This is a genomic window from Okeania sp. SIO2C9, assembly GCF_010672455.1.
GTDB lineage: Bacteria > Cyanobacteriota > Cyanobacteriia > Cyanobacteriales > Microcoleaceae > Okeania.
Genome location: NZ_JAAHGO010000013.1, coordinates 28,072 through 41,344, shown reverse-complemented (window position 1 = coordinate 41,344; position 13,273 = coordinate 28,072). Strand labels below are relative to the sequence as shown.

The 13,273-nt window shown below is 37.8% G+C and carries 6 protein-coding genes and 1 pseudogene; 5 read left to right on the top strand and 2 right to left on the bottom strand.

What is annotated here, in order from left to right; genetic code table 11:
- The first annotated feature begins 184 nt into the window (after window positions 1-184).
- From F6K23_RS14035 to ligA, 3 genes and pseudogenes are all read left to right on the top strand, one after another.
- Window positions 185-1,490, top strand: a pseudogene (locus tag F6K23_RS14035) (RNA-guided endonuclease InsQ/TnpB family protein).
- A gap of 625 nt (window positions 1,491-2,115) precedes the next feature.
- Complete coding sequence (locus tag F6K23_RS14030) at window positions 2,116-3,072, top strand: Npun_R2479 family HD domain-containing metalloprotein (protein ID WP_293156255.1); 957 nt, start codon at window positions 2,116-2,118, stop codon at window positions 3,070-3,072.
- A gap of 1,862 nt (window positions 3,073-4,934) precedes the next feature.
- Window positions 4,935-7,010, top strand: coding sequence for an NAD-dependent DNA ligase LigA (ligA, locus tag F6K23_RS14025; protein ID WP_293156252.1), 2,076 nt, complete (start codon window positions 4,935-4,937; stop codon window positions 7,008-7,010).
- A 289-nt stretch (window positions 7,011-7,299) separates the two neighbouring features.
- Here the strand turns inward: ligA and F6K23_RS14020 are convergent, their stop codons facing one another.
- Together F6K23_RS14020 and F6K23_RS14010 are read right to left on the bottom strand one after the other, a co-directional pair.
- A complete protein-coding gene (locus F6K23_RS14020) occupies window positions 7,300-8,001 on the bottom strand; it encodes a response regulator transcription factor (protein ID WP_293156250.1) in 702 nt (233 codons plus the stop codon).
- Window positions 8,002-9,412: 1,411 nt separating this feature from the next.
- Entirely contained in the window at window positions 9,413-10,132 is a 720-nt protein-coding gene (locus F6K23_RS14010; protein WP_293156247.1) for a heme oxygenase (biliverdin-producing), read from the bottom strand.
- Window positions 10,133-10,555: 423 nt separating this feature from the next.
- On the opposite strand from F6K23_RS14010, the gene F6K23_RS14005 reads away from it, so the two are divergent.
- Both F6K23_RS14005 and F6K23_RS14000 read left to right on the top strand, forming a co-directional pair.
- Window positions 10,556-11,587, top strand: a complete 1,032-nt coding sequence (locus tag F6K23_RS14005; protein WP_293156242.1) for a glycoside hydrolase family 10 protein — start codon at window positions 10,556-10,558, stop codon at window positions 11,585-11,587.
- On the top strand, window positions 11,584-12,315 hold the full coding sequence (locus F6K23_RS14000) for a WD40 repeat domain-containing protein (protein ID WP_293156239.1): 732 nt from the start codon (window positions 11,584-11,586) through the stop codon (window positions 12,313-12,315). Before F6K23_RS14005 ends, F6K23_RS14000 begins: the two co-directional genes overlap by 4 nt.
- Window positions 12,316-13,273: the final 958 nt, after the last annotated feature.

The window sequence follows — 13,273 nt, the reverse complement described above, 5'->3', positions numbered from 1 at the left end:
TTATTAAAGATGATCAGATTTAACCCTCTCCTCATCTTCCCTATACCCTGTCTCCCTGTTTATCTCAAGGTTGGTTGAAGACCCGCGCTCTCCCGCAGGGGAGCGGAGGGATTGGAAAACCAATCAATGTTGTGGTTTCACACATGATATACTGAAATTTAAGTCTTAAATAAGTAAACAGTAGATGGTCGAAAAAGCTTACAAATTTAGGTTATACCCAACTCCAGAGCAAGAAAACTTGTTGCGGAGGACTTTGGGATGTGTACGACTAATCTACAACAAAGCCTTGGCAGCCAGGACTCAAGCTTGGCAAGAAAACAAAGAGCGAGTAGGGTATAAGCAAACTTCTGCTATGCTGACGAACTGGAAAAAACAGGAAGATTTAGATTTCCTCACATAAGTTAGCAGTGTTCCATTACAGCAAGGCTTGAGACATCTACAAACAGCTTTTCCAACGGAGATGCTGCGCAAACACTAACTTTTTTAGTGGGCGGGCTAAATACCCAAACTTTAAAAAAAAGCGTAATGGTGGTAGTGCAGAATTTACAAAGTCCGCATTTAAGTGGAAAGATGGTCAAATATATTTGGCTAAGTGTGCTGAAGCATTACCTATCAGATGGAGTAGGCAACTACCGCAAAACTTTGTACCAAGTACGATTACAGTGAAGCTTGAACCCTCTGGTAGATGGTCTGTATCTTTAAGAGTTAATGACAAGAGAGATTTAAGCTTTGCACCAGTAAAAAAACAAGTTGGTATTGACTTAGGAATCACCAGCCTAATAACTACAAATGATGGGGGAAAAGTAGCTAACCCTAAGAATTCGCATAAGTTGCACAAAAAACTAAGATTAGCCCAAAAGTCTCTATCTAGGAAAACCTTTGGATCAAATAACTATCAAAAAGCTAGGCTTAAAGTAGCTAGGGTACAGGCAAAAATTAAAGATTCAAGACTTGACTATACTCACAAACTGACAACCCAACTAATCAGAGAAAATCAAACTGTGGTAGTGGAGGATTTGGCACTCAAAAATATGGTCAAGAATCATAACCCACCCCCATCCCTTCCCGGGAGGGGAGCAAGAGGGGTGGGTAGTGATGCTAATTGGTCCGAGTTAGTCAGACAATTAGAATACAAGGCTGAATGGTACGGGAGTCAATTAATTAAAATTGACAGATATTTCCCCAGTTCTAAGCGTTGCTCTAATTGTGGACATATAGTAGAAAAATTATCTTTAAGTATTAGAGAGTGGGATTGCCCATAGTGTGCAGCTCACCATGACAGGGACATAAACGCTTCAATAAATATTTTGCGGATGGGAACCCGCGTCGGCGTCAGACGCGAGGGAACGCCCACCAAGAAGGCTGCGGGAGGAGCAGTGTCAGTCTGTGGAGCGACCGTAAGACCTTCTGAGAGTAAATCTCGGAAGGCGGGTGCATTGAAACAGAAAGCCCCTAACAGTGATGCCAGGGAATCCCGCGCTGTCTCATAGAGCAGCGTCGGGAGGATGTCAAATAAAAGGATACTCTATAGAACCCCCGATCGTATCTTCATAAATTTAGCAAGGAGTCAGGAGACAGGAGTCAGGAGACAGGAGACAGGAGACAGGAGACAGGAGACAGGAGACAGGAGACAGGAGGTGAAGATGTGGGGAGAAATAATACAAAAAATTCAACACTCCTTCAGATGATTTTTCCTCAAAATTGATGCGCGAAAAGACTTGACTACATAATTATATAGAACTCAAATAGGTTCTATAAACTGGATTTAGTATTATATAGAAGTCTGAGGCGTTGTTAATAGTTACTCCCTGATTAAATCAATTAAGTTTGCCTATCTTATAAGATTAAAGGACTCTTCTAAAGGTCTATTCCTATTTCTGATGAATCTCAATGTCCTTATTTGAGAAATTATCTTGGCGAAGCCATAGATTTCTGCTAATTTTAAACTAAGTGGATAATAACAATCAAAGCTAAAAAAATTATTTTTTGGTATTCAGACTTGCAAGTAATGAGAAAAGCTAGTGAGTCATGAATTTATGAATTGACAAATTAATAGCTAATGACATAGAGCGAGCTATTAGAATAATACTTAATACTGGAGTGCAAATAAATATAATGTTAAATGCAACGGAAATATTAATAAATGCTTTCGTAAAAGAGTTACAAGCAGGCTACCATCGTACTTATGGTGGTTTTAAGCCAAACTATCCAGAAATTATTGCCTGGGCAGGAAATATGGCTCTGGAAAATATTGCTAACTGTGATGCTTTATATCACAACGTTGAACATACAATGTTAGTTACTCTTGTCGGGCAAGAAATTTTGCGGGGTAAGCACATTCGTGAAGGTGGGGTATCTCCCGAAGATTGGTTACACTATATTATTTCATTATTGTGCCACGATATTGGTTATGTTAAGGGAGTTTGCCGAGAGGACCAAGAATTATTAAGTTTATATGCTACAGGAATCAATGATGGAATGGTTTCTTTGGGAGACGGTGCTACTTCAGCTAGTCTTACTCCTTATCATGTGGATCGAGGTAAATTAGTAATAGATGAACGCTTTGGTGGTCATCGACTAATTGACGCCGATCAAATTAAACGTAATATTGAACTAACCCGTTTTCCTGTTCCTAAAGCAGAAACTCATCAAGATAGAAATAATTTTTCTGGATTATCGAGAGCAGCAGATTTAATTGGTCAATTAAGTGACCCTAATTATTTGCTGAAAATTAGTGCTTTATTCTATGAATTTGAAGAGGTTGGCACTAATAAAGTTTTGGGTTATAAATCTCCAGGGGATCTAAGACGTAGCTATGCCAAATTTTATTGGGATGGGGTTTATCCTTATATTCCGGCAGCTATTAATTATTTAGAATTGACTCAAAGTGGCAAACAAATTATTGCTAATCTCTATGCAAATGTGTTTCAGGTAGAACATGAACCAAAGGAAAAAACTAATGGTACAAAATTACTAGATGCCAAGAATAAAAGTTACACGAATGGAGATATTCCCAACACAACACCAGTGAATAAAAAGAAATTTAGTGAATTTTTAGGCTTGAATTTATGACTAGAAAAAATGTCATGATTTTCACAAAAAAAACTATCAATCAATATAATTAATTTATGTAATTCAAATCAGATGTGATTTGAGTTAGTTTGCGCGATGATAAGTCACTGGTATGGAATCCAATCTAAGATTTAATAAATAACCACAATATATAATTTATTTATAACTTTTGAAAAGACATTGGAATTAAGCTTTAGGTCAATGATTAGATTGGTTAAATAGAACCAGATATCAATTCAGTTATCAGTTAACAGTTAACAGTAACTGCTGCAATAGGGAAGCTAGAAGATGCATAATTTTCTTTTTTTATCCCCTCTTAAAAGGCTATCCCTGATACGGAACTCCTGAAAACTTTATGGGGAGTGTGGGGAGTAAAAATCTTGTCTACAGTTCTCAAAAAAATGTATTTTTCAATACACTTTTCTCCGGAAGAAGCCTCTAAAAGACTTAAATATAACTTGTCTATTTTGTCAAGTTTTATGTTAAGAAAGATGTGGTTCAAGAATGCGCGAATTTAGAATGCGCCAATTTAGAATTATATCATGTCCGGTAGCATCGGTCTTGTATAGTAAATAGGCAACAGGCAACAGGCAACAGGCAACAGGCAAGAAAAAAACTTAAATTTCCTGCAAATATCCACGCCAACTTTTACACAAAAGATACCAACGGACATGATATTACCTCTTCTTTTCAAGGAGAGGATTTGGTTAAAAAGAATTTTTTTCTTCTCTTGGTCGATTGGATATGGCGAGGAGACCCGCTCTTATCAGAGCCGCTCCGAAGATCGCCATCCCACCCTACGGGAAGCTCCGCTAACGACCGCTTTTTTCTCCATGAATTTAGAGGCTTTATATCATGTCCGGTTGAACAGTGATAAATAAATAACTACGGAGTCCTCAGGAGGACCGAGTCAGTCCTCAGGAGGAAAGAGGGAAGAAAGAAGAAGAACTGGAGTTGAAGGAGAAAGTTTTTTTATAACTAATTATCCGGACATGATATTATACCTTAATTTTTCGGTAATGGATAGCTTAAAAGGGGAAAGTTGAGACCTTTTTTTTTGCTCAAATTTACCTTTGCTTATTCATTTAATGTCCTATATATAGGTTGAATTTACAGTAAACTAGACGCTCATTTCCAATCAGTAGAATTAAAACAGACTAAGAAACTATTTCCTAAATACAAATAACTTTATTTTGAAGTACAATAAAATCATCTCATAAGATTAGATAAATATTGGCGATGTTAGTTTATTTATAATACTATTTATTTGTAATAATGCACTTAATAATTGTTGCTGATACTTTATTAAACTGACTTTATTATATTTTTTAAAGTACAATTTAATGCATAAATTGTATAACAAAAAAAGTAATTTTTTTTGTAGACCAACATTTAAAAAGTCAGATAAATGAAAATCACTAATTTTTAGCAGAGTTAATCATCTCAAGACTGCAATTACAGCGCTTTTCTATTTAAGTAGACTACAAAATTATTTTGGTTTAGGAAGTAGGGAGCAGGTAGTAGGATAATACTTTGCCAACTGTGGCCTATCTAATAAATTTTTAACTCAATATAAGTTCTTCTACTTATTTGATTTTCAGGAGTAAAACCATTTCTTGTGGATTAATACTATACATCAATTTTTGAACTAATTGTAGGGGGAGAACTTCCGCAACACTTCTACGCACTCGTTTATTCCTCTTGGTATATAGCAGTCAAAGGAAAGGGCGCGGACATATCAAAAGCTTAAAACTCAGACAACGTAAGATTTTTCCTTTTTCCTTCTGCTATAACAAAAAAAAATCAAATAAATATTGGTATTGAGAATACGATCAAAATATTGGGTCTAAGGAGAAAAAAACATGGCAAAGTTAACACCAGAATTAGAGCAGCATGCTCAACAATTGAGGCAGAAACTTCAAGAAGCTGGCTATGCTTACTATGTGCTTGATAACCCTATTATGGAAGATACTGTTTATGATCGCCTAATTCGAGAATTACAAGAATTGGAAACTCAGTATCCTCAATTAGTTGTTCCAGATAGTCCTACCCAAAGAGTAGGAGAAAAACCAGCAACTAAATTTATATCAATTGAGCATAATATTCCTCTTTATAGTCTGGAAAATGCTTTTAATATTGAGGAATTAAAAAATTGGCAAGAACGTTGGCAACGTCAAATAACAATCGATCCCCATTCTGATAAAGATACTCCTACAACGGTAGATTATGTTTGTGAACTCAAAATTGATGGTTCTGCTTTAGCTCTAACTTATGAAAATGGTTTGTTAGTCAGAGGTGCTACTCGTGGAGATGGAATTACAGGAGAAGATATTACTCAAAATGTCAAAACAATTAAAAGTATTCCCTTAAAACTAAAAATAGATAATCCACCCTCAATAATAGAAGTTCGAGGTGAAGCTTTTTTATCAATTAATGTATTTGAAAGTATCAACATAGAAAGAGAAAAAATAGGAGAACCACCATTTGCTAATCCCCGTAATTCAGCAGCAGGTACTTTGCGACAATTAGATTCAAAAATAGTTGCTCAACGCCGACTAGATTTCTTCGCTTATACACTTTATATAAAATCTGAAATTAACTCAGAATTATCTCAACTTTCTACTCAATGGCAATATTTAGAATTACTACAAAAACTAGGTTTTAAAGTTAATCCTCATCGCCAAATTTGCTCATCTTTAAATGAAGTTCAAAAATACTATCAATATTGGGATACTGAACGGAAAAATTTACCCTATTTAACCGATGGAGTTGTAGTTAAACTTAATTCTTTGCCACTACAAAAAAAATTAGGATTTACTCAAAAATTTCCTCGGTGGGCGATCGCTCTCAAATATCCTGCCGAAGAAGTCCCGACTATTGTTGAAGCAGTCACAATTCAAGTGGGCCGCACTGGGGCACTTACCCCCGTGGCAGAATTAAAACCTGTCCAGTTAGCAGGTACAACAGTACAAAGAGCGTCTCTACATAATAGCGATCGCCTCGCGGAACTAAATTTACATATTGGAGATACTGCAATAGTCCGCAAAGCAGGAGAAATTATTCCAGAAGTGGTACGAGTATTGCCAGAACTACGTCCCACAAATGCCCAACTATTTCAAATGCCTAGCCACTGTCCAGAATGCGGTCAACCTGTTGTCAAACCTAACGATGAGGCAGTAACGAGGTGTATCAACTCTTCATGTCCCGCTATTCTTCGGGGTTCCTTGTTACATTGGGCCTCTAGAGGTGCTCTAGATATTAATGGTTTGGGAGAAAAATTGGTACAGCAGATGGTCAATAGTGGTTTAGTTGAGTCGGTGGCCGATCTATATGATTTAACTGTCGAAAGTTTGACTTCCCTCGAACGCATGGGACAAAAGTCGGCAAGTAAATTGGTGGATGCGATCGCTACTTCTAAAAGCAAATCTTGGGCACGGGTGCTTTATGGTTTGGGTATTCGTCATGTGGGTAGCGTAAATGCAGAGTTATTAACTCAGAAGTTTTCTAGTGTAGGACAGTTGGCACAGGCAAAGGCGACAGATATTGAAGCAGTCTATGGAATTGGTCCAGAAATTTCTCAATCAGTTGAACAGTGGTTTCAGGTATCAGCTAATCAAGAATTGGTGAAACGTCTGAATAATGCTGGAGTGACGATGGAGGTAAGAACAGATACAGACAATGTGGCAAAAGAGCAAAGTGCATTTTTAGCAGGTAAAACTTTTGTGTTAACGGGAACTTTACCAACCTTGAAGCGGGATGAGGCGAAGAGTTTGATTGAAACTGCTGGTGGTAAGGTGACAAGTACGGTGAGTTCTAAGACTGATTTTGTTGTGGTAGGAAAAGATCCAGGTTCTAAGTTACAGAAGGCCGAAAAGTTGGGGATCGACCAGTTGAGTGAAGCACAGTTATTGGGAATTTTGGAGGGCGGTAGGTTGTAAGCTAGGTAAGCTAAGAATCATTATAGATTTTATATTCCCTCACAGGAGTCCGCATTCCCATTACGAGGAGACCTCGCGGGGTTCCAACTGCTTGGGTCTATCGCACCCCGCGGGGTCGTACCGCTGTTCCCTATTTCGTTTGACAAAAATTTGGATATATGGTTTAAATGCAAAACAACTTAATTATAATTAAAGTCCTGTTTAATGAAAATCATTAAGAATTATGATATGGAATATTAGCAAGAGAGCAGAATAGAAAGAATTTAGTTACTCCTGTATAAAATCATCTTTATACTGGCGCTTCAAACTTATAGCCAACTTTAATAATAGTTTTTATATACTCAAAATCACAACCACAATTTTTGATTTTTTTGCGAATCTGACTAATATGCACATCACAAACTTTTACGCTGCCAAACCAATCACCATCTTCACCCTTAAATACTTTATCGCACAATTCAGAGCGAGTCCAAACATATCCTGGTTGATTAGCCATACAAAATAATAAATTAAATTGTAGGTTAGTTAGAGAAACAATTTTATGCTGAAATTTTACTTCTTTTTCAAGACTATTTATTACTAAATCCCCAAATACAAGCCGTTCTGATTTTCTCGGAGAAAGTAACCTTTGACGTTTCAATATTGCTCTAATACGAGCATTCAGTTCTACTAAACTAAATGGTTTTGTGAGATAATCATCAGCACCTAACTGAAAAGCTAGGACTTTAGCTGCTTCATCACATAGACTGCTCAACATCAGTACCAATACATCATTATAACTCTGCATTTCCTGACAAAGCTGAAAACCATTAGTATCTGGTAGATTTATATCTAAAACAACTAAGTCTGGTTGAAATTCTTTAAATAAAATTAAAGCTGTTTTACCATCTTCTGCGGACTCTACTTGATATTCTTGCTTCGTTAAAAAACGATGAACTAAAATTCTGATTGCCTGGTCATCATCAACTACAAGAATTTTATGAGATGCCATATTAACAACCCTCCTAATTTTTCCCTTACATTACTAGTTTAACTCCTACAACCATTATCGCAAACTAACTTCATAAGTCTAAAAAATGTAATTTTTCAGATTTATAATATGGCACATCATTTATATTATGTTAGTTGAAAGACCTAATATAAAGACAGGAAAAAGGGTATTGCCAGGAAAGAAAAAATCAAGAAGAAAGCTTTTCTTCTCATTAATTTGCCGGACATCATATCAGCTAAAAACTCTTCTTTCCTTGATTTTTGTCCTTGTCTGTCATCTTAACTACCAATTTGATCAAGTAATGCCAGAATAGTAAAGGTAAGGAAGAGGGAAAAAGAAAAAAAGGGAAAAAATTGTAGATATAGGTATAAAATAGAATGAGATAAGCTTCTTCTAGGCAAAAATTTCCAATTTCCTTGTTGGCGAAGCATTCCGTGGGAAAACTACTATGTTTAGATTGAAACTGATATTTGGTGGCAAGTTGCTAAGACGAAAATTAGACAATCAAGCAGTAGAGTTATTCATACAGTGTGCTATGCTCAATGCCATGATACAAAATTGCAAGCCTGAAAGTTACAAAGTGGAATTTTAAGTTCATGCCTCTAGCGGGAAGTGTTGCAATTACAACTTTCATGCAACAAAGCCGTGGTTCAAACATATCTTTGCTTTCGCTACACATGGACTCTTCCTCGACAGTTACCAAATTCGACTATCAGTAGTCTGCCTTTTGTCCCCGCTTGATCATTTAGGCTACTGGTCTAACTGACAGGGGTCATGCTTTCACTCCTGCACTTGGAGGGAGGAGTTGCACCTCATATATAATCAGTTGTTGTAGCTTTAGGAGCCACACTAACCGTCCCATAGACTTTTCAGCCTATTTTAGGTTAAACGAATCGCACATTTGCGTCCCTGATATTACCCAAGGGTAGTGAGTTCCAAGTCTTCATTGCTTCTGGGTAGATTATTTGAAGATTCCAAAATTTAGTCTAAACTCCAGATACTAACTAAACCAGATTTAGTCTGATATCAAATCCGGTAGCATCGGTGTTATTCAGTATTGAAATAACTGTAGGGGCGAATGGCCATTCGCCCTTACACATTGTATGACGATCAACAGAATTATATTACTCCGAAGCCAACGGATTTAGTCTGATATAGAATCCGGTTGAATAGTTATTGTATAGTTGGGAGTAGGGGAGTGGGTCCGATTAAATATTGAAGTAATTATAGAATTATCAACATATACTATATAACCGGATTCTATATGAGATTCCTTTCCATGCTCCTCTTCAAAAGCAAAATCCTGGATACTTGGTGACTGCTTGACAGCCATCAAACCCCCAGGATTTATAAAGATAACTTAAAAGTATTCTTTCTACTTAAGATAGAAATATTAACCAATCAACCGTTATTATTCAGCAGCAGTAGCTAACTCTGTACTGCCTGAACTACGTCTTCTAGTTAAAGTATTGAACAACAAGATACCGATCGCCTTAATTAAATTACCTTCTAGTTCATTGAACATTTTCATGTTCATTTCAAAAGCTGCATTCGCCTCATCAACCATTCTATCTGCTGTTGCCTGATCGATAGGTAAATCATTCATCCTCTGACGATACATATTCTTGAATGCTTTCTCATCAGAAATTTCTGGGAACTCATAGAAAGCAGTACCTTCCCCATCAACTAAATTCATACCTCTCTGAGCAATTTTCTTGAGAATTTGACCACCAGACAAATCTCCCAAGTAGCGAGTATAAGAGTGAGCTACTAACAATTCTGGTTCTTTTTCTGAAATTTCTCTAATTCTCTGTACATAAGCTTCACCCGCAGCAGAAGGAGCAACCTGATCGCGCCAACCAGCACCATAATAAAACTGTAGGTCTTTCTCTAGACTCTGTTTACGGTTTAGTTGGGCAAAATAAACCTTGGAAAGGATTGGATGTTCCTGGTGGCGTTGCATCTCTTCTTCCATTGCAGAATAAACAAAGTAAAGATTCTTAACTAAATTCCGGTAGGAGTTCTTTTCTACAACACCCTTTAAAAAACACTTGACAAAACCTACGTTTTCTGCATTTGTATGAGCTTTTTTGGTTCCTTCACGCAATTGAGTTGCTAGGTTTACACTCATGTTAAAATTTCCTTACCAATACTAAATTATACAATTTGGCGTATCAATTCCTACAGAAATTTAGAAATTTATTGCCTATTTCTATAGATTAAAATGAATGGATAAGAATTTACATTAAGAATGATTAAGAAGTAATATCATGTCCGGTTGAATAGTTATAAATAAATAACGGAGGAGTCAGGAGTCAGGAGTCAGGAGGGAAGAAAGAAGGAAGAAGCAAGAAAAAAAGAGGAGGAAAAGGATAAAGTTTTTTTACCACGCTCTTATCCGGACGCGGGAGTTTTCTTTAATGAATAGAGCGAGTAGATTGAATTAATTACTCAATTATCCAATCTCCGCGTCCTCGTGTCAAATCTTAAAAACTTACCCTTGTAAGCTCCCCCACTCCCCCACTCCCCTACTCCCCACACTCAACTACTGGACATGATATTACGCGGTATCTGGCTCACAAATGTTGATAGTAAAGTCCTCCATTCTAGAGATAGTATCGCTGAGGCAATGGACTTTCTTGCTGAAACAGGATTTAATGTTGTATTTCCTGTGGTCTGGAATAAAGCATTTACCCTCTACCCCAGTCAACTGATGCAGACAACTTTTGGTAGAGAAATAGACCCCCAATACAAAGGTCGCGATCCCTTAGCAGAAGTAATTATAGAAGCACGGCGAGTCGGTATTAAAATTATTCCTTGGTTTGAATACGGGTTTGTCAGTTCTTACAAACAAAATGGAGGGTTACTTCTAGCAAAAAAACCAGAATGGGCAGCTCGTGACTGTAGGGGTAATTTATTGGTAAAAAATGGTTTTGAGTGGATGAATGCTTTGGATGAGCAAGTGCAAAATTTTCTGATCGATCTAGTCTTGGAAGTTGTGAGAAACTATGACATTGATGGCATCCAGGGAGACGACCGAATGCCAGCATTTCCTTCTGAAGGTGGCTACGATGCTAAAACAGTGGAACGTTATCGTCAGCAATTTTCTTGTCATCCACCCAAAAATCATAAACATCACAAATGGTTGCAATGGCGTGCAGATATTTTGACAAATTTTTTAACTCGTTTACATCGGGAAGTGAAAGCAATTAAGCCTGAACTTTTGGTTTCAATGGCTCCCAGTTTTTACAAGTGGAGTTTGAATGAATATTTACAAGACTACCCCACTTGGATAAATCAAGGAATTGTCGATATTATTCACCCTCAACTTTACCGTCGTGACTTTGCTAGTTACAAATCTCTTGTGCAACAGTTAGTGAAACAGCAATTTATTTGTAGTCATTTAAGCCAGGTGTTTCCAGGAATTTTAATAAAAGTTGGCTCTTATCGAATTAGTGTAGATTATTTGTTGGAGGCGATCGCCTATAATCGTTCTGTAGGGATTAATGGAGAAGTGTTATTTTTCTATGAAGGTCTCAGAGAAAATAACGATGCTTTGGCTAAAGCATTGCGAATGATTCCTTGACTTTTCCTAAATTATTCTGGTTAACTGGACAGTACAAAGTTTTGAATGGAAAAAAACATTTCCTAAAGTTGGCAAGCGATCGCCTTCCAAACGACTCCCCAACTTTGATGTCGGCAAGGGGTCATACTGCGAGAATTCGTTCAGTTACTTTTAGCCCGAATGGTCAAATATTAGCCAGTGCTAGCGAAAATCAAACAATGAGAATATGGAATCTTGATTCTGGTAAATGCCTTCAAGTTCTTCAGGATAAACCTCATTGGTTTCTATCAGTAACCTTCAATCACAATGGTCAAAAACTAGCTACTGGTAGTGAAGATACCACTTTAAAAATATGGGATGTTGATAACGGTCAATGTCTCAAAACTTTAACAGGACATACTGGTGTGATTTGGTCAGTAGCTTTCAGTCCTGATGGTCAAATCTTAGCTAGTGGTAGTGAAGACCAAACGGTAAAGGTATGGGATGTTGCTACTGGTAAATGCCTCAACACTTTAGAGAAACATCCTGCTAGGGTGATCTCAGTTTCTTTCAGTCTGGATGGTCAAAAAGTATTTAGTGCTAGTCCCGACCAAACTGTGAAAATCTGGAATGTTGCTAGTGGCGAGTGTCTTCATACAAGTAAAGGATATACAGATCGGATATGGTCATATCATGTCCGTTTATATCGTTTGTGTAAACCCAAGGGTGAATATCTGCAGGAAATAATGGTTTTTTTCTTGCGAGGGTAGCCTTTCTTCCTCTTCTCTCTTCCCTCTTCCTTCTTCCCTCTTCCTTCTTCCTTACCTTTGCTATACAAGACCGATGCTGCCGGACATGATATNCGTAGCTCCTCCGCAGGAGGCTGTCGTCGCGGGCGGGCAGTCCGAGACGTTAAACAAGACGAGGAGCCGACGTAATTCTACCCGTAAAAAGGTAGTTGATGGCGATGAGTCGTCTACCCGCCCTGAGCCAATTCAACTTCGGTTGTTTTGATGGATGGGAATCCCGCGCTGCAGGTGCAGGTCAACGTCGGGAGGATGTCAATGACCTTTCTGTTATAGCAATGAGCGCTGGTATATTTACAAATTGCAGGAGGGGCAAAATAGCTAAAAGTCTTATATTATCGTTTTTTTATTCCCCTCCTGGGAGGGGGAGGGGCGAGGGGTGGGTTGCCTGTTGCCTGTTGCCTCACAGGAGTGCGCATTCCGCAAGCGAGCTGGCGTCGTCGCGGGGTCGCACCGCTGTTGCCTTCCGGAGCTGCGCACAGCGCTATAAGTCAAATTCTCAGTCAAATATTAAGCATAAATACTGACTGGAGCCAGATAATTAGCTAGTGCAGAATGGCGGAAATAACTGACCAGTTACAAAATCCTAAAAGCCTTACCAATCAATACTTCTGACTTCTGACTTCTGACTTCTGACTTCCGCGTAGCGGCACTAGAATCATTCCCTACTGACTATTGTACGGGCGAATGGCCATTCGCCCCTACGACTATTGACTACTTGCACTTGATATTACATTTTGAAGTGCGGAATGTAGGTTTTAGAATTGTGCATGAGTTTGAGTGAACCTATCTTGATATAGCAGTTGAAGTAAAGGTTAGGACATTTCTAAATATTGAAACCCTTTGATAGTCTACTGTTTCCTGTTCCCTATTCCCTATTCCCTATTCAAGTAGCGCTATAACAATTGAAGTCGAGAAAATA

Bases quoted from the DNA above. Each gene is read 5' to 3' on its own strand.
- F6K23_RS14030 (WP_293156255.1), top strand. From the start codon at position 2,116: ATGTTAAATGCAACGGAAATATTAATAAATGCTTTCGTAAAAGAGTTA.
- ligA (WP_293156252.1), top strand. From the start codon at position 4,935: ATGGCAAAGTTAACACCAGAATTAGAGCAGCATGCTCAACAATTGAGG.
- F6K23_RS14020 (WP_293156250.1), bottom strand. From the start codon at position 8,001: ATGGCATCTCATAAAATTCTTGTAGTTGATGATGACCAGGCAATCAGA.
- F6K23_RS14010 (WP_293156247.1), bottom strand. From the start codon at position 10,132: ATGAGTGTAAACCTAGCAACTCAATTGCGTGAAGGAACCAAAAAAGCT.
- F6K23_RS14005 (WP_293156242.1), top strand. From the start codon at position 10,556: ATGATATTACGCGGTATCTGGCTCACAAATGTTGATAGTAAAGTCCTC.